Source organism: Nonomuraea sp. NPDC049750, from assembly GCF_040659625.1.
Lineage (GTDB): Bacteria > Actinomycetota > Actinomycetes > Streptosporangiales > Streptosporangiaceae > Nonomuraea.
The window spans coordinates 143,304-167,344 of record NZ_JBFANB010000020.1 but is presented as its reverse complement, the minus strand read 5'-3'; the positions used below and the strand labels follow the sequence as shown (position 1 = coordinate 167,344).

24 protein-coding genes and 2 pseudogenes are annotated in these 24,041 nt (G+C 69.4%); 11 read left to right on the top strand and 15 right to left on the bottom strand.

Annotated elements, in window-relative coordinates; all coding sequences use genetic code 11:
* Positions 1-39 precede the first annotated feature (39 nt).
* Positions 40-1,413, top strand: a complete 1,374-nt coding sequence (locus AB0J16_RS39495; RefSeq protein WP_358549712.1) for an SLC13 family permease — start codon at positions 40-42, stop codon at positions 1,411-1,413.
* A gap of 33 nt (positions 1,414-1,446) precedes the next feature.
* Here AB0J16_RS39495 and AB0J16_RS39490 read toward each other — a convergent pair whose 3' ends face one another.
* The 9 genes from AB0J16_RS39490 to AB0J16_RS39450 all read right to left on the bottom strand — a co-directional run bounded on the left by AB0J16_RS39490 (position 1,447) and on the right by AB0J16_RS39450 (position 12,572).
* Positions 1,447-2,826, bottom strand: a complete 1,380-nt coding sequence (locus AB0J16_RS39490; RefSeq protein WP_358549710.1) for a DUF6351 family protein — start codon at positions 2,824-2,826, stop codon at positions 1,447-1,449.
* A gap of 123 nt (positions 2,827-2,949) precedes the next feature.
* Positions 2,950-3,936 (bottom strand): alpha/beta hydrolase, encoded by a 987-nt coding sequence (locus AB0J16_RS39485; protein WP_358549708.1) that lies wholly within the window; start codon positions 3,934-3,936, stop codon positions 2,950-2,952.
* Between the two features lie 157 nt (positions 3,937-4,093).
* Positions 4,094-5,173, bottom strand: coding sequence for an ABC transporter ATP-binding protein (locus tag AB0J16_RS39480; protein ID WP_358549706.1), 1,080 nt, complete (start codon positions 5,171-5,173; stop codon positions 4,094-4,096).
* Entirely contained in the window at positions 5,166-6,842 is a 1,677-nt protein-coding gene (locus tag AB0J16_RS39475) for an iron ABC transporter permease (protein WP_358549704.1), read from the bottom strand. Before AB0J16_RS39475 ends, AB0J16_RS39480 begins: the two co-directional genes overlap by 8 nt.
* Before the next feature lie 71 nt (positions 6,843-6,913).
* Positions 6,914-8,026 carry an extracellular solute-binding protein gene (locus AB0J16_RS39470; RefSeq protein ID WP_358549702.1) on the bottom strand — a complete coding sequence of 371 codons (1,113 nt, stop codon included), beginning with the start codon at positions 8,024-8,026 and terminating at the stop codon, positions 6,914-6,916.
* Between the two features lie 190 nt (positions 8,027-8,216).
* Positions 8,217-9,875: an FAD-binding dehydrogenase gene (locus AB0J16_RS39465; protein WP_358549700.1), complete on the bottom strand. Its 1,659-nt coding sequence runs from the start codon at positions 9,873-9,875 to the stop codon at positions 8,217-8,219.
* Positions 9,868-10,218 carry a DUF4387 domain-containing protein gene (locus AB0J16_RS39460; protein WP_358549698.1) on the bottom strand — a complete coding sequence of 117 codons (351 nt, stop codon included), beginning with the start codon at positions 10,216-10,218 and terminating at the stop codon, positions 9,868-9,870. Before AB0J16_RS39460 ends, AB0J16_RS39465 begins: the two co-directional genes overlap by 8 nt.
* The gene (locus tag AB0J16_RS39455) at positions 10,211-11,593 is read right to left on the bottom strand and encodes an acyclic terpene utilization AtuA family protein (RefSeq protein ID WP_358549696.1); all 1,383 of its coding nucleotides are present in this window, start codon (positions 11,591-11,593) and stop codon (positions 10,211-10,213) included. The genes AB0J16_RS39460 and AB0J16_RS39455 overlap by 8 nt, the downstream gene beginning before the upstream one ends.
* Positions 11,586-12,572 (bottom strand): phosphoglycerate dehydrogenase, encoded by a 987-nt coding sequence (locus AB0J16_RS39450; protein ID WP_358549694.1) that lies wholly within the window; start codon positions 12,570-12,572, stop codon positions 11,586-11,588. The genes AB0J16_RS39455 and AB0J16_RS39450 overlap by 8 nt, the downstream gene beginning before the upstream one ends.
* A gap of 108 nt (positions 12,573-12,680) precedes the next feature.
* Here AB0J16_RS39450 and AB0J16_RS39445 point away from each other — a divergent pair, with 108 nt between their 5' ends.
* Positions 12,681-13,424, top strand: coding sequence for a GntR family transcriptional regulator (locus tag AB0J16_RS39445; protein WP_358549692.1), 744 nt, complete (start codon positions 12,681-12,683; stop codon positions 13,422-13,424).
* Positions 13,425-13,460: 36 nt separating this feature from the next.
* Here AB0J16_RS39445 and AB0J16_RS39440 read toward each other — a convergent pair whose 3' ends face one another.
* On the bottom strand, positions 13,461-13,616 hold the full coding sequence (locus tag AB0J16_RS39440) for a hypothetical protein (protein WP_358549690.1): 156 nt from the start codon (positions 13,614-13,616) through the stop codon (positions 13,461-13,463).
* 45 nt (positions 13,617-13,661) lie between these two features.
* On the opposite strand from AB0J16_RS39440, the pseudogene AB0J16_RS39435 reads away from it, so the two are divergent.
* Positions 13,662-13,793: pseudogene (locus AB0J16_RS39435) on the top strand (TetR/AcrR family transcriptional regulator); the annotation flags it as partial.
* Positions 13,794-14,108: 315 nt separating this feature from the next.
* On the opposite strand, the gene AB0J16_RS39430 reads toward AB0J16_RS39435, so the two are convergent.
* Together AB0J16_RS39430 and AB0J16_RS39425 are read right to left on the bottom strand one after the other, a co-directional pair.
* Complete coding sequence (locus AB0J16_RS39430) at positions 14,109-14,714, bottom strand: TetR/AcrR family transcriptional regulator (protein ID WP_358549688.1); 606 nt, start codon at positions 14,712-14,714, stop codon at positions 14,109-14,111.
* A gap of 38 nt (positions 14,715-14,752) precedes the next feature.
* Positions 14,753-15,781, bottom strand: coding sequence for an NADP-dependent oxidoreductase (locus AB0J16_RS39425; protein WP_358549686.1), 1,029 nt, complete (start codon positions 15,779-15,781; stop codon positions 14,753-14,755).
* A 94-nt stretch (positions 15,782-15,875) separates the two neighbouring features.
* On the opposite strand from AB0J16_RS39425, the gene AB0J16_RS39420 reads away from it, so the two are divergent.
* The 4 genes and pseudogenes from AB0J16_RS39420 (at position 15,876) to AB0J16_RS39405 (ending at position 18,380) form a co-directional block, all read left to right on the top strand.
* Entirely contained in the window at positions 15,876-16,469 is a 594-nt protein-coding gene (locus tag AB0J16_RS39420; protein WP_358549684.1) for a helix-turn-helix domain-containing protein, read from the top strand.
* 284 nt (positions 16,470-16,753) lie between these two features.
* Positions 16,754-17,362 (top strand): TetR/AcrR family transcriptional regulator, encoded by a 609-nt coding sequence (locus AB0J16_RS39415; protein WP_358549682.1) that lies wholly within the window; start codon positions 16,754-16,756, stop codon positions 17,360-17,362.
* A pseudogene (locus AB0J16_RS39410) lies at positions 17,359-17,892 on the top strand (FAD-dependent monooxygenase); the annotation flags it as partial. The gene AB0J16_RS39415 and the pseudogene AB0J16_RS39410, both read left to right, overlap by 4 nt.
* 101 nt (positions 17,893-17,993) lie before the next feature.
* On the top strand, positions 17,994-18,380 hold the full coding sequence (locus AB0J16_RS39405; protein WP_358549680.1) for a hypothetical protein: 387 nt from the start codon (positions 17,994-17,996) through the stop codon (positions 18,378-18,380).
* Between the two features lie 118 nt (positions 18,381-18,498).
* On the opposite strand, the gene AB0J16_RS39400 is transcribed toward AB0J16_RS39405, so the two are convergent.
* Positions 18,499-19,278 carry an integrase gene (locus AB0J16_RS39400; protein ID WP_358549678.1) on the bottom strand — a complete coding sequence of 260 codons (780 nt, stop codon included), beginning with the start codon at positions 19,276-19,278 and terminating at the stop codon, positions 18,499-18,501.
* Between the two features lie 50 nt (positions 19,279-19,328).
* Positions 19,329-19,943, bottom strand: a complete 615-nt coding sequence (locus AB0J16_RS39395; RefSeq protein WP_358549676.1) for a TetR/AcrR family transcriptional regulator — start codon at positions 19,941-19,943, stop codon at positions 19,329-19,331.
* Positions 19,944-20,022: 79 nt separating this feature from the next.
* Here AB0J16_RS39395 and AB0J16_RS39390 point away from each other — a divergent pair, with 79 nt between their 5' ends.
* The 3 genes from AB0J16_RS39390 (at position 20,023) to AB0J16_RS39380 (ending at position 22,519) form a co-directional block, all read left to right on the top strand.
* The gene (locus AB0J16_RS39390; RefSeq protein WP_358549674.1) at positions 20,023-20,691 is read left to right on the top strand and encodes an alpha/beta fold hydrolase; all 669 of its coding nucleotides are present in this window, start codon (positions 20,023-20,025) and stop codon (positions 20,689-20,691) included.
* Between the two features lie 52 nt (positions 20,692-20,743).
* Entirely contained in the window at positions 20,744-21,880 is a 1,137-nt protein-coding gene (locus AB0J16_RS39385; RefSeq protein ID WP_358549672.1) for a hypothetical protein, read from the top strand.
* Positions 21,881-22,009: 129 nt separating this feature from the next.
* On the top strand, positions 22,010-22,519 hold the full coding sequence (locus AB0J16_RS39380; protein ID WP_358549670.1) for a hypothetical protein: 510 nt from the start codon (positions 22,010-22,012) through the stop codon (positions 22,517-22,519).
* Here the strand turns inward: AB0J16_RS39380 and AB0J16_RS39375 are convergent.
* On the bottom strand, positions 22,504-23,331 hold the full coding sequence (locus AB0J16_RS39375; RefSeq protein ID WP_358549668.1) for a cupin domain-containing protein: 828 nt from the start codon (positions 23,329-23,331) through the stop codon (positions 22,504-22,506). The genes AB0J16_RS39380 and AB0J16_RS39375 overlap by 16 nt on opposite strands.
* 69 nt (positions 23,332-23,400) lie before the next feature.
* Here AB0J16_RS39375 and AB0J16_RS39370 point away from each other — a divergent pair, with 69 nt between their 5' ends.
* Positions 23,401-23,979, top strand: coding sequence for a helix-turn-helix domain-containing protein (locus AB0J16_RS39370; protein ID WP_358549666.1), 579 nt, complete (start codon positions 23,401-23,403; stop codon positions 23,977-23,979).
* The last annotated feature ends 62 nt before the right edge of the window (positions 23,980-24,041 follow it).

The window sequence follows — 24,041 nt, the reverse complement described above, 5'->3', positions numbered from 1 at the left end:
CCGGACGGCTCACGATGCTCAGAGCGCGAAGGAACCGACATGATCGAAGCCGCCTCCATTGTCAGCCTGCTACTAGTCTTCGCCATCGCGACGATGCTGCCCATCAACATGGGGGCGCTCGCCCTCACCGCGGCGTTCATCCTCGGCGCGGCCTCCGGCCTCTCCAGCGAGGACGTCTTCGCCCTCTTCCCAGGGCAGGTGTTCGTGCTCGTCGTGGGCATCACGCTGCTGTTCGGCATCGCCCGCGTGAACGGCACCATGGCATTATTCCTCAGAGCCTCGCTACGCCTCGTGGGACAGCGACGCTGGGCCGTGCCCTGGCTGGTCTTCCTCGTCGCTGGGATCCTGATGTCCTTCGGCTTCGTCTTCGCCGTGGGAATTCTCGCGCCGATGGCGATGTCGCTGGCGAGTAGGTTCAGGATTCGCCCGCTCCTCATGGCCATGATGGTCAGTCACGGAGCGCTCGCCGCGTCTCTGTCCCCTGTGACCGTCTACGCCGCGTTCACCCGGCAGGCCGCCGACAAGGCCGGGATCGATGTGGGCTCGGCAACGATGTTCGTCACGTGCTTCCTGGCCAACCTCGCCTTCGCCGTCGCCGTCTACCTGGCCTGGGGCCGCGAGCTCTGGACCCCGCTACCTCAGACCGCGCCGGACAGCGGCAAGAGCGCCACACCGCTGGGCGGCCGAACCGAAAGTGCGCCTGGCGTTGGCACGGGGACGGGAACCCAGACCGAAACCGAGGTCGTCGTCGATGCGGCCCCCTCCCCAGCCGCGATCAAGGCGCCGGCCGTCGCAGGCCTCGGCCTCGACGCCGCGAAGGACGGCATCACTCCCGTCCGCGTACTCACCCTCCTGTCCATCGTGGGACTCATCATCGGTGCGGCCCTTGGAGTGGATGTCGGCGTGATGGCATTGGCCGAAGCGGCGGTGCTTCTTCTTCTGTCCCCCCACAAGCACTCCGACGGGTTCAAGGACATCGGATGGAACGTCATCCTCCTCATCTGCGGGATGCTGACGCTCATGGCCGTGCTGACCGCCAACGGCACCGTCGACTTCGTTGCCAACGCCGCTGCGGATCTGTCCATGCCTGGCTTGGCGATCCTGCTGATCCTGCTGATCGCGGCGCTCCTCTCTGCGGTCGGATCGTCGGTTGCCACGATCGGCATCGCGTTACCGCTGGCGATTCCGCTGCTTCACGACGGCGCGCTGTCGGCTGCCGGAGTCATCATCGCCATCAGCACCTGTTCACTCATCGTCGATGTGAGCCCGTTTTCCACGAACGGGGCGCTGATGCTGGCGAACGCGCAGGTCGAGAATCGGCGGCAGTTCCAGAACCGGATGCTCGCGTACACCGCCGTAGTGTGCGTGGCCGCCCCACTTCCGCTCTGGGCGATCCTGGAGGCCTTCAGCTAGGAAATCCCGCTTATGGAATCCCTCGGTGCGCTCTCAAGGAGCGATACCCACGCCGTCGATCCGGCTCCAGGCACGCTCCTGCGCGGCGGTCATCGCGGGCCAGCGCAGGCCGCCAGGTCGGGGCCGGACCTGGGCGGCGTACGGCGCGGGGCGGAACTCCGGGTCGTAGAAGCATCCGCTGCCGTAGGTGCTGTCGAACGTGCCGCAGGAACGTGCGATCGAGCGCGGAGATGGCTTTCGACCGGAACGCACCCATGTGTCGAGCGCGGAGAGGGAGTTGGCGTACTCGGAGTTGCTCAGTTCACTGTGCTCGGACTCCTTCGTGAACGTCTGGACGAGATTCCCGTCCTGGCCGGCGCCCTGGAGAGTGGCGCGGTAGGCCGCCTCGTGTTCCACGAAGACCTGCGGGTCGTCGATCGCGTGCAGGGTGAGGACCGGCAGGGATACCCGGCCGGTGAGGTCGCTGTCGTAGGACAGGTCACGGTGTGCGGTGGGGTCGGCCGAGAATCGAGCCACACCTGCGTTGAGTGCTTTGTCATCGTGCGAACCGTCGTACCGCACACCTCGATTGCTGAACGGATTACGGCCGTCGAGCCGCTTGAACACGATGTCCTGGAACAGGTAGGTCGCGTACAGCAGATCCGTTTTCAGGGACCTTTCCGGAATGCGGGTGACGGCGAGGATGTCATCGAGATTGCGCTGTTGCCGCGCAGTCCGGTCAGCGAAGTCGGAGTCGATGCCGGTGCACTCCTGCAAGCGGGCATGGACCTCGGTGGGTGTCATGGTGGAGTCGGCGGGGAGCCCCTGCCACAGCGGGTACTGCGGCTCCGTCGGACGCGGGAGGTTGCGGCAGTAGTACTGGTAGACCACTCGCAGATCCACGCGGTGGTCGTAGCCGCGCGAGCCGCCGGTCAGGTTGCCGCTGGTCAGCAGCATCCCGTCGTAGGCGCCGCGCTTCCTGCCGTAGGTCTCGGCGACCTTGGCCGCGACATTGCCACCCCAGGACTGGCCGTGGAGGTAGGTGCGAGCCGGTCGGCCGAAACGGTCTGCGAACAGGCGGCGCACGTTCTCGGTGTCGGCGGCGGCCATCCTGACCCCGTAGCCGCCGCGTCGGTAGGAGGAGCCGACCCAGGCATATCCCTGGTCGACCATCACCGCCCAGCGCGCCAGGTCCTCGGTCGGGCTGGAGGCGTTGTAGGAGAAGTCGGGTCCGCCGTGGGCGTGCACGACGAGAGAGCCGTTCCAGCTCTTCGGGACGGCCATCGTGTAGTAAGCGCCGTTGGCGTCCTGGCCGGTGTAACAGGTGGCCTTCTCGGCCAGGCTGGACGGGCAGGGCGTAGCCGTGGGCTGCGTGGTACGTGCTTCGGAGGAGGGTGTGTTGCCGAGCGTGCCCACGAGAGCGGCGGCGAGCATTGCCGTGAATACCGCCGGACGGCATCGGCGGGTATTGAACCGCCAGGAACGATGTGCGGGCGCATCAGAGGTTTTCAAGAAGTTACTCCTTCAAATGTGCTTGGTGCGATCTACGCGTCGAGCTCAGATGGAGGCATGCGCGAACAGCCTCCTGCGAAGGGCGCTGTGCCGGTATGAACGAACCCGCACGCTCAACTCGGCTTCGGGCGCGATGTTCTCACCCCCGTGAATGCCGCCAGGGTAGACGTGCAATTCGACCGGAACTCCGGCCCACATGAGCCTTTGAGCGAAGTCCATGGCCTCGTCCCGGAACAAGTCGAGGTCGCCGATGTCGACATACAGGGGCGGAAACCCCGTGAGGTCGTCAGCGCGCGCCGGCGCCGCGTAGGGCGATACCCGGTCGGTTCCGAAGTCCCTGCCCAGGAACGCCTGCCAGGTCTGGAGATTCGCCTCGCGACTCCAGGCGCCAAATCCGGTGTTGGTGCGATTCGAGGGTGTCGAGGGACGGTCATCCAACATCGGGGAGACGAGCATCAGGTAGGCGATCTCGGGTCCGCCGCGGTCGCGGGCGAGCAGGGCGGTGGCCGCCGCCAGGCAGCCGCCTGCGCTCGGTCCGTAAAGAGCGAGGCGGTGAGGATCGATCCGTAGCTCCTGCCGGCTCTCCGCGATCCAAAGGAGAGCGGCGAAGCAGTCGTCGACCGCGGCGGGATACGGGTTCTCGGGCGCGAGACGATACTCCACCGAGACGACGACGCAGCCGGTTGCCCGCGCGAGCTCGACGGCCTTCGCATCGTCACCGTCAATACTCCCGGCGACCATCCCGCCGCCGTGGATGTAGCAGATGCACGGTGCCGGTGTGGGGCTGCCGGCGGGCCGGTAAACCCGCACCTGAACGGCTGGACGCGAGTCCGTGTCCGCCCGGATCGAGTAGTCGCGCACATCGACGTCTTGCGGTGCGGCGGCTCTCGGACGAAGGGCGGTGAGTTCAGCCTGCCTCCGCCGCCGCTCCGCGATGTCCTCGATGCCGCTCAGCCCTTGGGGGCCCACGATGCTGAGATACTGGTCGAGGCGGGCCCGCACCTGCGGGTCTATGCGATCTCTGATGTCCATGTCCGCGTGTTCCCATTGGTGATCGGCCCTGTCAGGCCTCCGAATACCACCCGTGCGGGCGTACGGGCACACCGCCTTGAACCGTCCCTCGATCTCCGTCGGCGCGATGTACTTGGCGCCGCTCCCAGCGGCATCTCTCTCCAGCACGGTGTTCGCGTCAGGCGGGTCCGAAGACGCGGATCGCCTCCGGCGGGAGCTCGACGATCAGCTCGGAGCCGTGCTCGACGGGGGCCAGGGTCCGTACCACCAGCTCGCGCTCTCCGAGGTCGGTCACGTATCGGTAGTGGTCGCCGAGGAAGGCCCGTGAGCGGACCTTCACCGTGACGACATTGACCGCGTCTGCCGGAGCGCCGCTGGGCGGGTGCACCACGACGCGCTCCGGGCGGACGGTCAGCCGCACATCGCCATCGAGACCCGCACCGACCGGAGCGACGAGCGGCAGGCCCAGGCCGTCCAGCCACACCTGCGCGGCGCCGTCCACGCCCGGCGCCGCTCGCCCCGGCAGTACGTTCACGGTCCCCACGAAGTCGGCGACGAACACATCGGCGGGCTCCTGATAGATCTCCTCCGGGGTGCCGATCTGCCGGACCCGGCCCTGGTCCATGACCATGACGCGGTCGCTCATCGACAGCGCCTCGTCCTGGTCGTGCGTCACGAAGACGGTGGTGACGCCGATCCGCTGCTGCAGGGCACGCAGCCACTCCCGGGCGCGCTCCCGCAGTTTGGCGTCCAGGTTGGAGAACGGCTCGTCCAGCAGGAGCAGGTCGGGCGGGTGTGCCAGCGCGCGGGCCAGTGCCACGCGCTGCTGCTGCCCGCCGCTGAGCTCGTGCGGGTAGCGGTGCTCCAGGTGGTCCAGTTCCACGAGCTCGAGCACCTCCCGGACCCGGGCCGCCCGGGCCGGGCGCTTCTGCTTGCGGAGCTTGAGCGGGTAGGCGACGTTGTCGTGCACCGACAGGTGCGGCCACACGGCGTAGGACTGGAACACCACGCCGCAGTTGCGGCGCTCGGGTGGCACGTCTGTCCGGCCGCCGTCGAACACCACCCGGTCACCGAAGTTGATGGTCCCACGGTCAGGCGAGTGCAGACCGGCGATCGACCACAGGGTCGTCGACTTGCCGCAACCGCTGGGGCCGAGCAGCGTGAACAGCTCACCGTCCCGCACGTGCAGGTCGAGATCGTGGAGCACGACGTTGGCCCCGAAGCTTTTGGCGACCTTGGTCAGTGTGAGATCAGGCATGTGCCCGCACCCCCAGGAAGATTCGTCCGGCGCCGAGCACCGCGAGCGTGATGACCATCTGGATCACCCCGAAGGCGGCGACGGCGCCGCCGGTGCTCGTCGCCGCGAGTTGCAGCATGGTCAGCCCCATGACCGGTGTCCGGTCGGTGACGAGGAAAACGGCGGGGTCGGCGTCGTTGAGCATCGACACGAACAGCAGAACGAAGCAAGCGGCCATAGCGGGGGCGCTCAGGCGGAGCGCGACGCTCACCGAGGCCTGCCACCAGGTGGCCCCGGACGTACGGGCGGCGCGGTCGAGGTCCTCCCCGATCGCGGCCAGCGCCGGGTAGAACACGCCATAGCCGAGCGCGAGGCTGCGCACGGCGAACGCGAGTCCGATCCCCCACAGGCTGCCGCGCACGGCGCCGCTCGGGTCGAGGATCGCGAACGACCAGAAGAACGCCATGCCCGTCACGAGTCCGGGCATCATCCGGGGCCACACCACCGACTGTTGCAGCGATCCGCGGAACCGGAAGGTGGAGCGGTGGGCGACCATCGAGACGACGGCGATGGCCGCCGTCGCCAGCAGCGCGCCCACACCGGCGATGAGCAGGCTGTTCACGATCGATTCCGACCAGATCGGATGCTCGGCGATGGCCGTGAAGTTGTCTGTGGTCAGTACGGACCACGGCGTGACGTACGGGGTGAGGATGGTGGTGAAGGCCGACATCCCGACGCCGGCCAGCGGGACGACGACGAGCGCTCCCAGCAGAGTGGCGAGCACGGCCGCCGCCGGCCACCGGACCGTTCCGAGGTTCACCACCCGAGTCGCGGTGGCCTTCCCGGTGACCGTCGTGTACCGGGAGGCGTCTCCGACGAGCCGGTTGCGCAGGACGAGGAGCCCGGAGACGCAGATGAGCAGGAAGACCGCGCCGGCGGACACGAGCCCCTGGTTCGGTGGTGTCGCGTTGATCCAGTTGTCGTACAGATAGGTAGAAACGAACGTGATGTTGTTGGAGAATCCCAAAATCAGCGGCAGGCCCAGCACCTCGAAGGAGATCGCGAAGACGAGGAGCGCGGAGTTGAGGACGGCCGGCCGCAGCAAGGGCACGGTCACCGAGACCAGCGCCCGCAGTGGGCGTGCGCCCGCGCTGCGCGCCGCGTCCTCCAAGGCGGGGTCGATGGCGAGCACGGTGGTGCGGCAGAACAGGAACACGGTCGGCGCCGCCACGCTGGTCGCCACCAGCGCCATGCCCGGCACGGTGTACAGGTCGACCGGGAACGGGAGCACCGTGTTGATCTCGAGCCAGGAACTGACGTACCCCGACGGCGCCCACATCGCCATCCAGCCGACGATGAGCACGAGTCCGGGGAGCATCACCGGAAGGATGAGGACACCGGCGAAGAGCCGGCGGAACGGCACGTTGGTACGGGTCAGGAGCACGGCCGCACCGACGCCGAACAGCACGGACGACACCGTCGTCAGGGCCGCGAAGGCAGCGCTGTCGCCGACCGCGCCCCACCAGGCCGAGTCCGTCAAGAGGTCGCGGAAGTTGCCGAGCGTGAGGTGACCGCCGGATCGGTAGAGCGGGGTCGACCACAGCGACGCGAGGACTATCGGCGCCACGGGGCCGACGACCACGACCAGGGTCACGGCCCAGATCAGGTAGTGACTGGCGGTCGTCGGCACGGACGAACGCCGCAGTGGGCCGGTGCGGCCGGACCCCGGAGCCGCGCCTGACCTCGGTTCGGACGTGACCGTCATCGGCCGAAGGCCTTGTTGAAGCGGGCGACGATCCAGTCGTGCTCGTCGGCGAGCTTCGGCGAGTAGCTTCTGATGATCACGTTCTCCGCACCGACCAGGGCCTTGATCTGGGGCAGGCCGAAGTCGCACTTCACCCCGTCGCGGTAGGGCGTGAAACCGCCCTGGCAGGCGACTTCCTGCCCCTCGACCGACAGCAGCCAGTTGACGAAGACCTTGGCCGCGTTCGGGTGCTTCGCCTTGGCGGTCACCCCGACGCCGCGCGGTAGCAAGGGCGTCCCGTCCTTGAGGAAGCTGTAGTTCACGACCTTGGCGACGTCACCGGTGATGAACGCCCGGACGCTGCCGGCGACGAAGAACTCCGCCGCGTACTGGCCCTGGGCAAGCTTGGTCACCAGGGGGCCGTTGCTCGCCTCCACCGCGGAGTGGCGGCCGATCTTCTCCAGCGTGCCCCACCCGGCCTCGCCGTGCTTGTCGAGGTAGGCGCTGGTGGCTCCGAACTGGATGACGTTGCTGATGTCGGTCGTCGCGATCTTCCCATCGAGCTGCTGGGCCATCGCCGCCAGCGCCGCCATCGTGGTGGGCTGCTTCGCTTCGGGGAGCAACGCCTTGTTGAACACCGCGACGACCGGATCCACCGAGACGGAGTAGACGCCGGGGCCGAGCACCGCGTGGTCGGGCAGGTTCGGCGTGTTGGGATCGGTGTAGTCCTCGACGTTGCCGTCGCGGATGAAGGACAGCCAGCCCACCGCGTCGCTATTCATGATCATGTCGGCCGACGGGGCCCCCGACGCCACCTCGGTCTCGTAACGCTGGAACATCTCCGAGGTGCCCAGCGTGAGGCTCCGGAGCGTGATACCGGGATACGCCTTCTCGAAACCCTTTACGAGCGGTGCCATCTGCTGGTCTTCGGCGTTGGTGTAGAGCAGCACCTCACGCTCGGCGCGCGCCGCCTTGAGGGTGGCCTCGTCCACAGGAGTGACCGCCGAGGCCTGTCCGACGTCCGCCGTCGCCGTGGGCGTGGTGGAGGCGGTTTTACCGGCCGAGCTGCCGCACCCGGCGAGAGTCAGGGCGGTGGCGAGCGCGAGGGGCAGGAATGCGGTCCTTCTCATGGTGTTCCTCGGTGTTTCGACGGCGGCGTCGCCGGGCCGGACTCGGAGGGCCGTGCGAACCGCTGGTCACGGTCGACGCACTGCGACACTCGTCATCTTGTGAATGCTATGGCAAAACTGTCAAGAGTTGCAGAGCGCTTTTGCCATGGGACTTTGCGGCGTGGAGCCAGGCAGGGATTAGCCAGATAGGTCAGCCGACCGCCCGCGCCGCGGCTCGACCGGCCACCCGGCCGGAGAAGAGGCAACCGCCGAGGAACGTGCCCTCCAGGGCGTTGTAGCCCATCATCCCGCCACCACCGAACCCGTTGACCTCACCCGCGGCGTAGAGCCCGGGAAGGGGGCTGCCGTCGGCGCGCAGGCATCGGCCGTCGAGGTCGGACTCGAGACCACCGAGCGTCTTGCGCGACAGGATGTGCAGCCGTACGGCGATCAGCGGCCCCGCCTTCGGATCGAGCAGCTTGTGCGGGGTCGCCACCCGGCTCAGCTTGTCGCCGCGGTAGTTGCGCGCGCCCCGGATCGCCGTCACCTGCGCGTCCTTGGTGAACGTGTTGCCGATCTCACGGTCGCGCGCCTCGATGAGGGTCCGGAGCGCCGGCTCCTCGATCGCCGGCGCGTCCGGATCGGCGAGCTTGTTCATGCCCGCGACCAGCTCGGTGAGGTCGCCGGCGACGACGAAGTCGGCACCGTGCCGCTTGAACGCCTCCACCGGGGCCGGCGCCCCGCCCCTGACACGCGACAGGACGAGCTTGATGTCCTTGCCGGTGAGGTCGGGATTCTGTTCCGATCCCGAGAGCGCGAACTCCTTCTCGATGATCTTCTGGGTGAGCACGAACCACGAGTAGTCGTAGCCCGTCCGCCGCAGGTGACGGAGGGTTCCCAAGGTGTCGAAACCCGGGAAGTACGGTGCGGGCAGCCGCTTGCCGGTGGCGTCGAGCCACAGCGATGAGGGGCCGGGGAGGATGCGAATGCCGTGGTCGTCCCAGATCGGGTCCCAGTTGCGCAGCCCTTCGACGTAGTGCCACATCCGGTCCGGGTTGATGACCCGGGCGCCGGCCGCCTCGCTGATCCCCAGCATCCGGCCGTCCACGTACGCCGGCACCCCGGCCACCATCGTCCGTGGCGGCGTCCCCAGCCGGGCCGGCCAGACCTTGCGTACCAGGTCGTGGTCACCACCGATGCCGCCGCTGGTGACGATCACGGCCTGGGCGCGTAACTCGAAGTCGTCGACGGCGATGCGCGAGGTCGGGCGGCCTCGGTCCTCGGCCGCCGGCTCGAGCACCTGTCCGCGCACCCCGATGACCGCGCCGTCATCGACGATGAGAGCGTCGACCCGGTGGCGGAACGCGAAGCGGATCCGTCCGCTGCCGGAATGGGCGCGCACGCGCCGCTCGAAGGGCGCGATCACACCGGGTCCGGTCCCCCATGTGATGTGGAAGCGCGGGACCGAGTTGCCGTGGCCGTCGGCGCGGCCGTCGCCCCTCTCGGCCCAGCCCACCAGCGGGAAGACCCGGTGCCCCATGCCACGCAGCCAGGCGCGTTTCTCGCCGGCCGCGAAGTCGACGTACGCCTCGGCCCACGCCCGGGGCCAGCGATCCTCCTCGCGGTCGAACCGCGCGCTGCCGAGCCAGTCCTGCCAGGCCAGCTCACGCGAGTCCTTGATGCCCATCCGGCGCTGCTCGGGGCTGTCCACGAAGAACAGCCCACCCAGGCTCCAGAACGCCTGACCTCCCAGCGACTGCTCCCCCTCCTGCTCCACCAGCACGACCGACCGGCCGGCGTCGGTGGCCTCGGCCGCCGCCACCAGGCCGGCGAGGCCCGCTCCGACGACGATGATGTCGGCGTCAGCCACGACTCACGCCCGGAGCCGTGGCCGGCAGACGGAGCGCGGCAAGGGGGACGTGGTGCTGGCCGGCGTGCATGTCGCGGTCCCGCAGCGATCCCTGCGAGACGGGTCGCGGGAAGGAGATCTTGACGACGTTGAGCGACGGGATCCGGAACATCTGGATCGTGCCGGCGTCCACGCGGTAGAGATCGGCGATCATCGGCTCGTTGAGGAACGTCTCGTCCGCCACGATCCGGTAGCCGTCCGCATCCCGCATGAACAGCTCCATCGTCACCCAGAAGGGGCCGGCGTTCTTGGACCGGACCTCGAGTGCGAGGTCACCGACGGTACGCGCGGTGATGTCAGCCATGGTGGTCGTCTCCGTGTTCGATGCGGAACATGCCGGTGGGCGTGATGCTGTCGACGACGTGGTTGAGCACGAACGCGTATGCCGGGCCCCGCTCGACCTCCGCCGGCGAGGACGCGAAGGCGAGGCTGGGGAGATAGTGCATCTCGGGCGTCGGGAGATGCAGCATCAGCGGGTTGGCGAGCTTCGCCACCGCCGTGGCGGTGGCCTGGTCCGGGGCGTTGACGAGGAGCATCACGCCCACCTCGCGCGGCGGGCCGGTGTCGAACTCGAGGTCGTCCAGTACCGCGTTGTGGCCGTAGAGGCGCAGGTCGAAGGCGTACTCGTCGTCCGCGAGTCCCAGAGTCCGGCTCACCCGCCGCCGCAGATGCGCGCCCAGGAGGTCCGCCCAGGATTCGATGTCCGCGAGAATGAGCGGGTCGCGGACAGCGGTGAAGGACATGGTCTCGTAGCCGGTGACCCGAGCACCCTCCAGTTTGACGGTGTGCCGCTCAGCGGTGTGAAATCTCGACCCCTCGACCCGGACCGTGCGGCCGTCCACGGCGACGTACGTCGCCTCGCGCACGTCCAGGGTTCCGGCGGGCTCACGCATCTCGAACGGGTTGACCGTCTCGTACAGCATGTGCGCGGCGACCGTGTACGGCGTGCACGAATTGCCCGGGTCGAGCGGCTCGATGGTGAACCCGTCGGCGTCGATCACGGTGTAGACCCCGCCCGCGCGCGGGTCGGTGGTGCACTGACCGCCGCACTCGACGATCTTGGCCGCGTGCCAGCTCGCTCCGGCCGGCATCCCCTTCATCAGCGGGTACGCCGCCGCCACCGCCGTGTCGGTCGCGCGGCCCGCCAGCACGACCTGGGCACCCGCCTCGAGCGCCTGGACGATCGGTTCGTGTCCCATCATCCCGACGATGTGAGTGCAGCTCTCCAGCGTCTCGGCCCGCATCTCGCCCAGGGGCTGCAGCGGGTGGATCCGGCCGGCGTCGAGGTGTTCCTTGAGGTCGGCCGGGTTCTGTTCGCTGTAGATCCGCGCGACCTTGAGGTCCAGGCCCTCCTCCCTCATGAGCTCGGTGACCATCCCGGCGACCCAGTCCACGCCGCTGTCGGTGCCACTGGTGCCGCACGAGCCGATGATCAAAGGCGCGTCCGCGCGGGCCGCCGCCCGCAGCAGGCTGCGCAGGTCGCGGGCCACCGCCTGCGCGGCCGTCTTCGCCGTCGCCGACCCGAGGTAGTGCGGGCCGGAGTCGGTGGACCCGCCGTCCACCGTGATCACGTCGACGCCGAGGGCCAGCCCGCGCTCGATCGTGGCCTCGTCCCACCCGGCACCGAGCATGCCGACGGGCGTCATGATCCGGACGGAGTCGACCGGGGTGTCATCCATGGTTAGCTCCCCTTTCGGACGGGAGGGTCGGATGGTTGACCGCGAACCGGGGAGCACCCCTGAGCGAGGCCACCAGCTCGGCGGCCCCCTCGAGCCCCGCGGCCCGGCGGGCTTCGGCCGACTGGCCGGCCAGGTGGGAGTACACGACGATCCCGTCGACGCCCCGCAGCGGACTGTCCGCGGGCAGCGGCTCGACGCACACGACGTCCAACGCCGCCCCGGCGATCACACCGGAGCGCACCGCGTCGGCGAGTGCCTGTTCGTCCACGATCGGCCCCCGCGCGGTGTTCACCAGCACGGCGCCCGGCTTCATCCGGCGCAATGCCGCGGCGTCGAGGAGGCCCCGGGTCCGTTCGGTGAGAGCCGTGTGGACGGAGATGTAGTCGGATGCGGCCAGGAGCTCGTCGAGCTCGACGAAGCGCACGCACTCGTCGGACCGCTCGCCGGCGGGCACGCTCGTCCTGCAGAGCACCGACATGCCGAACGCGCGCGCGAGCGGGACGACCGCCCGGGTGACGGCGCCGTAACCGATCAGGCCGAGCGTCGCGCCCCGCAGCTCACGCCCGTCCTCGCGCGGCCACTCGCCGGCCGCGACACCCGCGGCGCTGTGAACCAGGCGACGGGCGGCGGCGAGGAGCAGCCCCAGGGTGTACTCGGCCACCGCGTTCGCGTTGATGCCCGGAAGGTTGCTGACCGTGATACCCAGCCGTGCGGCGGCATCGACGTCCACGGAGTCGTACCCGACCCCGGTCCGCACGATCACGCGCAACGCTGTCGCCCGCGCGAGCACGTCGGCCGTCATCGGCTCGTTCGCGATCAGAGCCGCAGTGCTGTCACGCAGCGCCGCGGCCAGCTCTGCCGGGTCGCGCCGCCCGCGCATCGGCAGGTGCGTGGTTTCGTATCCGAGCCGGCGCAGGTAGTGATCGACCTCGTCATCCGGCCTCAGGTAGTCGGTGGTGATCAGGACGCGAGACACCATGTCCTTCCTTCAGCGTCGGGGGCGTGGCAACACACCGTACTTTTGCTATAGCAAGTTAGTCAAGCATTGCATATACTCGCTGCCATGGCGGGCAGCTATGCTACGGCTGTGGCCACCGAATCCCTCGCAACGCTCAGCAACGACACCCTCGCCGACCAGGCCTACCGATCGATCCGGGCCGCCATCGTCACAGGCGAGCTCCGGCCGAGCCAGAAGGTGACCGAGCGCGGGCTGGCCGAGCGTCTCGACGTGAGCCCCACACCAGTGCGGGAGGCGATCAGGCGGCTCGAACAAGACGGCCTCCTCGAACGCACCGGACCTCGCACGGTCAAGGTCTCGACCATCGGCGACACCGCGCTTCAGGACCTCGCCGAAGTGGAGGTCGCCCTGCGCGGCATGGTCGCCCGGTTCGCGGCCCGCCACGCGACGCCCGAGCAGCTCGACAACCTTGACGCCATCCTCGATCAAGCCGACGACCTGCTGATCCTCATCAAGCAGCGTCACGCGGACGGCGCCCCGGTGACCCGGCATGTCAACCAGCTCCTGGACACGATGGAACGGTTCAACGACGCCGTCAACGCCTGCGCCGACAACCCGGTCCTGGTACGTCTGCTCAAGCAGACGCGGGTGTTCTCCCGCTCCGAGAGCCGGGCCCGGCGTCTCGAACGGGTCGCCCAGGACCCGACTTTCGGTCTCGACCGCTACGCCACCCACCGCGCGCTGGTCCGCGCTCTGCGCGCGGGCGATTCAGCGGCAGCCGAGGCCGTCGTGATGGAGGACGCCCGGGGCGGCCTGAGCGCCCTGCTCTCCGGCGGCGACGAGACGGGCCCGGACCCCCACACTGCCACCTGACGATCCCCGGCCAGCCAACGCACGCGGGGACCGCGTTCACGCATCTCCAGAGCTCAGGTGCCGAATCAGCGCGTCGAGAACCACCCGGTCTTCCCCCGGCTCGATCGTCTGCGGGTTCAGCGCGATCGCGTCGTCGGGTACGCCGAACACGCCGACCGCGATCCGCGGGTCTCCGTCCCACAAAGCCCGCACCAACCCGTCCCGGGTCCAGCCGCTGGGCTCGCTACGCGTGACCTGGTGACCGGGCGGGAGCGGGGACTACGGGCCGACGCTGCCCGTAACTACGAGCCGATCGTCGGCGCCGCGGTCGCGACGTTCGAGGAGATCGGGCCGGAGGCGACGCTGGAGGAGATCGCCGAGCGTGCGCAGGTGAGCGTGATGACGCTGTATCGGCGCTTCCGCAATCGCGACCAGCTCATCCGGGCCGTCTTCGATCATGTCCTGGCCACGGAGATCGAGCCCATGACCACGGTGCGCACCGACGATCCGTGGCGCGATCTCGTCGGCGCGCTCGAGGCCGCTGTCGAGGTGCTCGTCCGACGGCGGGCGATTCACTCGCTCGCCCTGGAATTCCGGGCGTTCGCCGCCGAAACCGGCCAGCGCTCGTACGTCCCGAGGATCCGGCGGGTGCCGCCCGCAGACGCTACTTCGCCCTGCTCGCCGAGGGGTTGCGCCCCTCCGCGATCACCCTTCCCCCGCTCCCGTCACCTGAGCCCTGCGGGCAGTGATGGCATACTCGGGCTTCCGTGCGCCGTTGAGGAAAATCGTCACGGCCGCCTCGGTGGCTTCCTCGGGCGTCATGATCTCGCCGACGGTCAGCCAGAGGGTGCGTTCCACGATCGCGGAGAACATGGCGAGCACGACGTCAGGGCGCAGGTCGTCGCGGAGCACCTTGTCGCGGATGCCACGAGCGATGACGTCGCGGATGGGCCTGACCGTACGCTCGATGGCGTCATGGTCGCAGAATTGGTCGGCCTGGCCGATCACCGCCGCGTATTTGGCACCGTTTCGCAGATACACGGCGATGATCCTGGTGATCGCCCGGTCGGCCGGAAGCTCGTCGAGGTTCGCGGCCGCGAAGGCCTCCACGAGTTCGGCCATCCCGACCTCGGCCACACCGCGCAGCAGCGACTCCCGCGTCGGGAAATGCCGGTACAGCGTCGCGCGTCCCACACCGGCCTCGTCGGCGATCTCCGCCATCGCCGCGTCTGAGCGCCGGCCCAGCGCCCGGGCGGCGGCGTCGAGGATCGCCGACCTGGTCCGCTGCATCCCGGCATCCGATTTCACCACTCGACCATGCTAAGGCCCCATGACGAGACAATCATGTCTCACAAGCGGGCTCGTTCCTGAACTACCGTGAGCACGATCTTGCCTTGGATGTGCCCTCGGGCGGCGCGCTCGTGCGCCGCCCGGGCATCGGCGAGCGGAAACGTGCTGTCAATCGCGACGCGAACCGTGCCCGCGTCGAGCAGGCGTCCCAGCTCAGCGAGTTGCGCGCCGTTCGAGCGGACCTGGGTGGCCGAGACCGTGACGCCCAGCTTCGCGGCCTCTTCGTCATCGAAGCCGCCGGGGAAGACCGGGTACAACGCGCCGCCGCGCTTGAGCGTGCGCAGGAAACGACCGCTGTCGCGACCACCGACGCTGTCGAGCACGAGATCAAGGTCGTGCGTGACTTCCTCGGGACGACTCTTGGTGTAGTCGATGAACTCCTCGGCGCCGAGCTCGCGCAGGAACGACTCATGCGCGCCCGATGCCACCGCGATGACGCGGGCACCTTTCCACTTGGCCAGCTGCAGCGCGAAGTGCCCCACGCCACCCGCGGCGCCGTTGACGAGCACCGTCGTCTCAGAGTTCAGCGCCATCGGGCGATGCCGCGCCGCTTGAAAGGGTGACGGGTGATCGTGCCCGAGCTCGATCAGGAACTGCCACGCGGTGAGCCCTGCCATTGGCGCCCCCGCGGCGTGCGCGTGATCGAGGCGAGCGGGCTTGCGTGCGAGGTCCGAGGCGGGCGCGGCGACGTACTCGGCATATGCGCTGCCGTCGAGGGTGGGAAAGCGAAGCAGGCCGAAGACATCATCGCCGACGGACAGGCCGTCCACATCCGCGGCGACGGCCGCGACGACGCCCGACACGTCCGTCCCCGGAATCATGGGCAAGCTCAGCTTCGGCCTCATCTCAGGAGGCACGTTGGACATTCCTTCGCGCACGTACCAGTCGGGGGGATTGACGCCGACCGCGTGCACGCGAACGAGCACCTCACCCGGTTTCGGCTCGGGAATCGGCACTTCGTCGTAACGCAGCACCTCAGGGCCACCGTGCTCGTGCAGCCGGATGGCCTTCATCGTGTTCGCCGGCATTGTCTTCGTCCTTCACCGCAGATGAGTTATCGTTTCCGGAGCAGTGCTCCAAATATAAGCGGGGCACTGCTCCGCTTGTCAACTCAGGAGGCATATGCGAGCCGACGCCAGGAAGAACTACGACCAGCTCCTCGCGGTCGCGCGTGCCGTCGTGACCGAGCAAGGCGCCGACGCGTCGCTGCGCGACGTCGCCCGCAGGGCCGGCGTCGGGCTCGGCACGCTGTACCGTCACTTCCCGACGCGCGAGGCGTTGCTCGAGGCCATGCTCCGCGCGAGCTTCGACGAGCTGGCGGCACAGGCGGGCGAGCTCGAAACCTCGGTCTCGCCTGGGGATGCCCTCGTTTCGTGGCTAGGCGACTTCGTCGCCTGCGCGCATGAGTATCGGGGCGTTGTGGCGCTGATGGTGGCCGCCATCGAAGACGCCGGGTCCGCGCTCCATGCTTCGTGCGTCACGATGCGCGCGGCGGGCACGCGGCTCCTCACCCGCGCCCAGGCGGCTGGCGCAGCACGGACCGACATCGACGGCACCGACCTGTTCGCGCTGGCCGGGGCTCTCGCGTGGCTCAACGATCAACCCTCGCTCGCGCCCCGCGCCGATCACCTCTTCGGCGTCATCGCGAGCGCGATCGCGACGAGCGCGGGGAACGGCGACGCCGAGGGGGAACACCGCCCTGGGGCCCGAAGCTGACCTCGTCGCGCACGCGGACCAGTCCGAGCGGGGAGTCGGCGCTCCCTACCGCTTCGTAGGAGATCTCCACCTTGCGGGCGCCATCCATGAGTGGCCGGCATCGCACGTCAGGTGAGGTGAGCTCGGGCTGGGGGAGCATCGCCGCTCCCACACCCGGTTTCGCCCGCTGCTCCAGCATCCGACTCTCCGAACCTCCGATCGCATCACCACCATCGACGGGTACCTGGTCGTGTGCGGATGGGACCCACTTGCGCCGGCGAGATCGCCCCAGTAAACATTTACTTGTGTCCTCGAAGAGCAAACAGGCGCTGCTCGACGCCGGAGCTGAGGTGTTCGCCCGCCACGGGCTGAAAGGCACCCGGGTCCGCGAGATCGTCGAGCGCGCGGGCGTCAACGAGCGGATGATCTACGACCACTTCGGCAGCAAGGAAGGGCTGTACCGGGCGGTCCTGGACGCGCAGAGCAGCGACATGGGAGCGGCGTGGCGGCCGGTTCTGGACCGGTTGACCGGTCAGGATCCGGTCGAGGTCACGCGCGTCGCGTTGCGGGCGTACTTCGACCTGGTCTGTGAACGTCCCCTGCTGGTGCCGCTGCTGCTGCACGAAGGGCTGGGTGAGGGGGAGATCCGGCCGCCGATCGAGCCGGCGGACCTGCCCGCGCCGCTGCGCGAGGTGTTCGAGCGAGGGCAGCGGGAAGGGGCCTTCCGGGCCGACGGCGACTTCGAGCTGTTCTACGTCACCGCGATCTGCCTGCTGACGGTGCTTCCCACCCTGCCGGGGCGGCTGACCGCCCTGGCAGGGGGCACCAGCGAGCAGGCACGGGCGCGGCTGCGCGACCAGGCGGTGGACCTGCTGCTGGAGGGCATCACGGGGCCGGCGGGAGCGGGCCGGTGAGCGACTTACAGGTGCTGATCGCCGGGGCCGGGCCGACCGGCCTGACGCTGGCCTGCGACCTGGCCCGCCGCGGCGTCGCCGTACGCGTCATCGACCAGGCCTCCGGGCCGTTTCCCGGATCGCGCGCCAAAGGCGTCACCCCCCGCACCGTGGAGGTCCTCGACGATCTCGGCCTCGCCCAGGAGGCCGTGCGGGCCGCCACGCCGGTCGTCATGCGGCACTACGGCCGTGAGGGCACTTTCACCGACCAGCGTCCGGCGTCGTACTGGCAGACCAGCCCGGCCGAGCCGCACCCGCAACTGCTGCTGCCGCAGTGGCGCACCGAGGCCATCCTGCGCTCCCTGCTGGGCCGCCTGGGCGTCACGGTCGAGTACGGCACCCGGCTGGACCGGTTCGAGCAGGACGGCAATCAGGTCACGGCCACCGTCCAGCGCGATGCGGGCAGCCGCGTCATCGCGGCCGACTACCTGGTGGGGTGTGACGGCGGCCACAGCACGGTACGCAAGCAGCTCGGCGTCGCCTTCGAGGGCACCACGCACCCCGGCCAGACGTTGCTCATCGGCGATGCCGAAGTGACGGGCCTGCGCCCGGACCGGCTGCATCTCGGGGCCGACCCCGACCACGGCCTCCTGTGTCGCGCGAGGGCCACCGTCGAGGTGTACGTGCCGGCGATCGCGCCCCGGACGCCCCCTGCCGTGACGCGTCGGGGGCCACTGTGCGGCTCTTCGACATCTTCCGCGGCCCGCACTTCACCCTTGTGGGATTCGGCCAGAGCGGTCGAAGCTCGCTCGACGTCGTACGCGATGCCTGGCCCGGCCCTCTGCGTACGTGCCTGATCGCCGAAGCAGGCACGCTCACCGACGCCGACGGCCACGCGGCCGACGGCTACGGCGTCACCGGCGAGGCCATGGTGCTCGTACGTCCCGATGGCCATCTCGCCCTGACCGTCGAAGCCCACGACCCCGTCACCGTGCTGAACTACCTGGAGGCATTGAAAACCCTGCCGCCCGGTCGGTAGCCGAAGTCGACGCCGTCGGCGACCAGGTCCCAGAATCCGTTCCGCAGGGGAAGGTGGCCCTCGATGAGGAAGTGCGTCAGGTCATGGGGGGCTGGCCGCCGGTTTTTCGCCGTGACCCTCATGCCTGGCCGAGGTCGGTGCAGTAGGTGATCGTCGCGTCGTCCGCGGCCACCGCGTGGCGCGCCTCCGCCTGCCGGACGCGCTGGATGATGTGGGCGGGCCCGCTCGACGCCAGTGCGGCCATGACCCCCGGCCAGTCGGCGAGCCGGAAGGGGTCCACGATGCGGCCGGCTCCATTGCTGAGCAGGACGGCGCCGTTCAGCTCGGAGATCGCACAGCTTCCGGTGATCGCCTCGTCCGCCGCGCGCGGGTCGTCCTTGGCCACCCAGAAGCCGCCCGGCTGGTTCCGGTTGGCGCGCAGGTCTCGCAGGACGCGGTGGTAGTCCTCGCTGCCCTTGGCGGCGGCCTCGAGCGCGGGCTCGTAGGACCGGCTGATGATCACCTCCCGGGGGTCGGAGACGACGAGCGGCGCGTCGTCAGCCCTGTCGAGCACGAGGAACGCGTCACCGAGCACCAGGTACTCCAGGAGGCCGCCGGACAGGCGCAGGACGGCCACGGCCGCCGACGGGCTGATGGGGTTGGCGACGTCGCAGGTGTGGCGGTGCTCGTCCGTCACCTGCTCGATGGCTTCGGCGAGCAGCGCCGCAAGGCCGCGGTCCCCTACGAGGGACAGGAGGTTGGCTCCCAGGCGGCCTGCGTACCAGGCGACGCCGTGCCGGCAGGTCGCTTCGCCGCCGGGGATGCCGGCGCCGTCGACCAGCACCGCCGCCGTCGGCACGGCGCCGGTGAAGTCCTCGTTCGCGCGGCCGGGTCGTTTCGCGACGCTCGTCATCGTCACCCGCATGTCCTGGCGCCGCCCTCCTGCCGCTCAGCCTTCGCCCGCAGGCATTAGATCACTCCGAGGTCGCGTTCCAGGGTGCGGGCGTAGGACTCGACGGTGGCGACGATGTCGACGGCTTCGGGGTCGAGCAGCCACTGGGTCTGCAGGCCGTCGAGGGTCGCGAGGATCTCGGTGGCCTTGGCCACCGGGTCGATGTCCGGGCGGGCGACGCCGTCGGCCTGGGCGGAGCGGATGTTGTCGGCCACGATGGCGCGCATCGCGCGGTAGCGTTCGACGAAATGTTGGTGGCCGGGCGAGCCCGGCTCGAGGCTCTCCGCCACCAAGACCGTGAACAGTTTGGCCAGCCCGGCCCGCTGCTTGTTGCGGCGCGCGAACTCCGGCAACGCCCGAAGCCGCCCGGAGGGCTCCATCCCGAGCAGTTCCAGGGCGAACGCCTCACTGTCCAGGTCGCGCCGCTCGATCACCGCCAGCAGCAGGCCCGCCTTGCTGCCGAAGTGGTGCAGCAGACCGGGCTCGGTGATGCCGGCCCGGGCCGCGACGTCGGCGAGCGAGGTGCCGCGGAAACCGCCGCGGGCGAACATCTCGCCGGCCGCCGTGATGATCTCTTCCCGCCGCAGGCGAGCGCGTTCCTGCCTGCCGGGTCCTTGCCTGCTCGGGGTCACGGTGTTAAACCTAACGCAACTCACTTACCGAGCACTAGGTAAGTGAACCCCCCTTCGGTACGAGTAGCGAGGTGCGACGATGCCGCCCAGACCCCACCGCATCCGGCCCTTACTGATCATCGCGGTCGCCCTGCTGGGCGGGCTCTGCCCCGGTTCGCCGGCCCAGGGCGCGCAGCGGGAGCCGGTCATCCTGGTTCACGGCTGGAACGGCTCGCCGACCGAGTTCGCCCAGATGCGCACGGCGCTGGAGCAAGCCGGCTACCCGACGTACGCGATCGACCTGCCCGGCGAGGAGAACCTCGCCAACGCCCAGGCCATCGCCGGCCTCGTGGAGCAGGCACGCGGCGAACACGGCGGCGGCAAGGTCAGCCTCGTCGGGCACAGCATGGGAGGGCTGTCCGCGCGCTACTACCTCAAATCCCTCGGCGGCGCCGCCAAGACGCTCAGCTACGTCTCGATGGGCACCGGGCAGCTCGGCTACTGGCCCGCCTGCCTGCTGCCGGCCGGTCAGGGCGGGCAGATGTGCCCCACCAGCAGCTTCATCGCCCAGCTCAACAGCGGCGACCCGACGCCGGATCCGGTCAAGTACACGTTGCTGACGAGTTCGCTCGACGAGACGCGCAACGACGTCATCGCCGGTGTCTGGTGCCGGGCCGAGTTCGCCGGCGTGGCGCATGCCGACGAACCGGCGTCACCGGTGTTCATCGACGCCGTCCTCAGCGCCCTTGACGGGCGATGCCCGTCCTGAGCGGGCGAAATGTGATCGCCGATCGCGCGGACGGTCAACTACTGTCGCGCGGGTGGGAAGCGATCTTCTGCCGTTGCTGTGGCTGTGCGGGCCGTCAGGTGTCGGGAAGTCCTCGCTCGGCTGGGAGGTGTTCGCCCAGCTGAGCCGGGGCGGCGTCCGGGCGGCGTTCGTCGACGCCGACCAGATCAGCCTGTGCTACCCCCTGCCGGAGCTCGGCACCCATCGGATCCGGGCCCGGAGCCTGGCCGCGATGTGGCCCAACTTCCGGGATCAGGGAGCGCGGTGCGTGGTCCTGTCGGGTTTCGTCGACACCGCTGAGGAGATCGGCGAGTACACGGAGCGTCTCCCGGACGCCGCCTTCACCGTGTGCCGGCTGCGCGTGAGCACCGATGAGCTCAAGGAGCGGTTTCTCGGGCGGGGATGGCGTCCCGACCTGGTGGCCGAGGCCGTCGCCGAGGCGGAGTCGCTGGAGGGCAGCGACTTCGCCGACCTGTGCCTGGATACCGGCGGGCTGACCGTGCCCGAGGCGGCCCGGATGGTCCGCGAGCGAGCCGGTGGATGGCCGCGTCCCGGCCCACCCGTCGGCCATGTTTCCCGACCGGCCGCACCGCTCGCCGTCGATCCGGTTCCGGTGCTGTGGTTGTCCGGCGCCACCGCGGTGGGGAAGTCGACTGTCGGCTATGAGGTCTTCTCGCAGATCGTCCGGACCGGCGTACGAGCCGCTTATGTGGATCTGAAGCAGATCGGCGTGTTACGTCCCGCCACGGACGACGACCCGGACGGCCATCGCCTCAAGGCGCGCAATCTCGCGGCCCTCTTGGCCGGATACCGCGCGGCCGAGGCCAGGTGCCTGATCGTCTCCGGGCACGACGACCGGGACGACACCGTCCGCGACTACGCCGAGCTGCTTCCCGGAGCGGCGCTGACGGTGTGCCGTCTGCACGCCGGGCCCGCGACGCTGGCCGAGCGCGTCACGCGGCGCGGCCGGGGAGGCGGGCCGGCGATACCGGGCGATGAGCTGAAGGGACTGGACCCCGAAGCCCTGCGCCGCGTCGCCGAACGGGCGGCACGCGAGGCCGTGGCGCTCGACCGCGCCGGAGCGGGTGACCTGCGCATCGACACGGACGGCCGGTCGGCGCAAGAGGTGGCCGAGGAGATAAGGGCGCTCATCGGCGACTGGTCGAACTAAGCCAAAGCGAGCGAGCCAAAACAAGCGGCCCCGCGCCCAAGGCGCCCGGCCGCTTGACAGTCATTCCCTTCATAGGATAGTTGTGCTATCCAACAACTAGATAGCGCAACTACCCAATTGGGGGACGTAATGGAGACGAGCATCGTTCTGGTGGTGGCCCTGCTGGGCTTCCGCGCACTGGGGGCCTTCGGGGTCGGCCGGTTCGCCTCGTGGCCGGTCAGTGCGGCGCATGCGCTGGCCGTCATGCTCTTCATGACGGCCAGCGCGCACTTCGTCCCGGAAAGCGTCACGGTGATGCCCACCCACGCCGATCTCGTACGCATGGTGCCCCCCTTCGTGCCCTTCGCCGACGCGGTGGTCTACCTGACCGGCGTGCTGGAGCTCATGGGCGCGGTAGGGCTGATCATCACCAGGACGCGCTGGTCGGCCGGGATCGGGCTGATCGCGCTCTTCGTGCTCCTGCTGCCGGCCAACATCTACGCCGCGCTGGCCGACGTGCCGTTCGACGGCGGCGAGGCGTCCCCGTTGTGGCTGCGCATTCCCGAGCAGGTCCTCTACATCGCCGTCGCGCTCTGGGGCATCCGCTCGGCACCCCGGGTGTGGCCGCTGCCGCTTCGCGTGGGTTACGGCACTTCGTAGGTGATGTCGTACTTGGCGGCGATGGAGTTGAGCTTGGCCGGGTCGAGCCTGCCGCCCGCGCTGACGTACGGCCTGGCCTCGATCAGGTCCTCGACGAAGCACTCCCAGCCACCCGGCGAGGAGATCTGGATGACCCGCGGAGGAGGGGTGGACCCGCGGCGCAGCGCGTGCGGGACCCCGTGGGGCAGCAGGACGAACTGCCCCTTGCCCACCTTGTCCGTCCGGTCGTCGAACTCGACGACGAGCTCTCCGTCGAGTATGTAGATCCCCTCGTCGGCCTCGTGGTGGACATGGCGGGGAATGTCCTGAGCCACGGCCATTTCCAGCAGTGACAGTGTGCCGCCGGTGTCGGTGGCGCGAGCCTTGGCGGCGAAGGCGGGCGGCACTTTGACGCGCCCCGGCCGGGCTTGGCCGTGCCCCAGGACGTAGAAGCGGTCCTTGTCGCCGCTGTCCTCGGCCACGTCCTGGACGTTGCCTTCCAGGCCGCCCGGCGTCGACAGCCGCAGCGCGTGGACCGGAGCCTCGGACAGGGTGCGCATGGCATGGGTGACGCCGCGCGGCAGCAGGGCGCACATGCCCGCGGTGAGGCGGTGCGTCCAGCCGTCGAAGTCGATGCCCAGCTCCCCGTCGAGCACGTAGACGAACTCGTCGAAGGTGTCGTGGACATGCGAGGGGAGGTCGTTGTGTCTGTGGTTCTCCATGAGGGTGAACCGGCCCTCGGTGTCGGCGGCTCCGGCCTTGAGCGTCGTCCCCGGCGGTAACGGCAGGCGTGACTCTCCGGGGCTCAGGAGGATGAAGCGATCTTTGGACATGAGATATCCTTTCCGGAGGAGGATTCGGAATCCGATTCCGCTTCAAGTCTAGACAGAGGACCGCCAGGGATGTCAAAGCACACCGCCCGCAAGCCCCGCACCGACGCCGAGCGCAACCGCGCTCGCGTGCTGGAGGTGGCCTGCGAGCTGTTCGCCGAACGCGGGGACGAGGTGCAGATGGCGGAGGTGGCCAAGGCGGCCGGAGTCGGCATCGGCACCGTCTACCGGCATTTCCCGACCCGCCAGGCCTTGATCGAGGCGGTGACGGAGCAGCGGTTCGCCGAGATCCTGGCCTACGCCCGTACCGAATGCCTGCCCAATCCCGACACTCGGCAGGCCCTGACCTGCTTCCTGACCCGCATCGGGCAGGTGCACGACGAGGGCCGGGGGGTCTCCAGCGCGATCGAGGCGGCGCTGGGCTCCACCGAGCCGCGCGGGCAGGTGGGCGAAGACCTCCTGGCCCTCGGCGAGGCGCTGCTCGAGCGCGGCCGGGCCGACGGCACGCTCCGCGCCGACGCCAAGCTCGGCGACCTCTACATGATCGCCGGAGCGGTCTCGGCGATCAGCCGCAACGCCGTGGGCGACTGGCGGCGCTTCATCGACATCGCCCTCGACGGCCTGCGAGGCCCGGCCCGCGATCGACCCTGATCGGGACAACACCTTGCGCGATCATTCCGAAAACATGCCCAATACCCTGTTGACCTTGTAGG

Excerpts from the sequence above, each read along its gene's own strand:
- AB0J16_RS39485 (WP_358549708.1), bottom strand. The coding sequence starts at position 3,936 with ATGGACATCAGAGATCGCATAGACCCGCAGGTGCGGGCCCGCCTCGAC.
- AB0J16_RS39470 (WP_358549702.1), bottom strand. The coding sequence starts at position 8,026 with ATGAGAAGGACCGCATTCCTGCCCCTCGCGCTCGCCACCGCCCTGACT.
- AB0J16_RS39380 (WP_358549670.1), top strand. The coding sequence starts at position 22,010 with ATGGAGACGAGCATCGTTCTGGTGGTGGCCCTGCTGGGCTTCCGCGCA.
- AB0J16_RS39460 (WP_358549698.1), bottom strand. The coding sequence starts at position 10,218 with ATGGCTGACATCACCGCGCGTACCGTCGGTGACCTCGCACTCGAGGTC.
- AB0J16_RS39375 (WP_358549668.1), bottom strand. The coding sequence starts at position 23,331 with ATGTCCAAAGATCGCTTCATCCTCCTGAGCCCCGGAGAGTCACGCCTG.
- AB0J16_RS39425 (WP_358549686.1), bottom strand. The coding sequence starts at position 15,781 with ATGCCGGCGAACACGATGAAGGCCATCCGGCTGCACGAGCACGGTGGC.
- AB0J16_RS39455 (WP_358549696.1), bottom strand. The coding sequence starts at position 11,593 with ATGGATGACACCCCGGTCGACTCCGTCCGGATCATGACGCCCGTCGGC.
- AB0J16_RS39420 (WP_358549684.1), top strand. The coding sequence starts at position 15,876 with ATGCGAGCCGACGCCAGGAAGAACTACGACCAGCTCCTCGCGGTCGCG.
- AB0J16_RS39370 (WP_358549666.1), top strand. The coding sequence starts at position 23,401 with ATGTCAAAGCACACCGCCCGCAAGCCCCGCACCGACGCCGAGCGCAAC.
- AB0J16_RS39495 (WP_358549712.1), top strand. The coding sequence starts at position 40 with ATGATCGAAGCCGCCTCCATTGTCAGCCTGCTACTAGTCTTCGCCATC.
- AB0J16_RS39450 (WP_358549694.1), bottom strand. The coding sequence starts at position 12,572 with ATGGTGTCTCGCGTCCTGATCACCACCGACTACCTGAGGCCGGATGAC.
- AB0J16_RS39490 (WP_358549710.1), bottom strand. The coding sequence starts at position 2,826 with ATGCTCGCCGCCGCTCTCGTGGGCACGCTCGGCAACACACCCTCCTCC.
- AB0J16_RS39390 (WP_358549674.1), top strand. The coding sequence starts at position 20,023 with ATGCCGCCCAGACCCCACCGCATCCGGCCCTTACTGATCATCGCGGTC.
- AB0J16_RS39480 (WP_358549706.1), bottom strand. The coding sequence starts at position 5,173 with ATGCCTGATCTCACACTGACCAAGGTCGCCAAAAGCTTCGGGGCCAAC.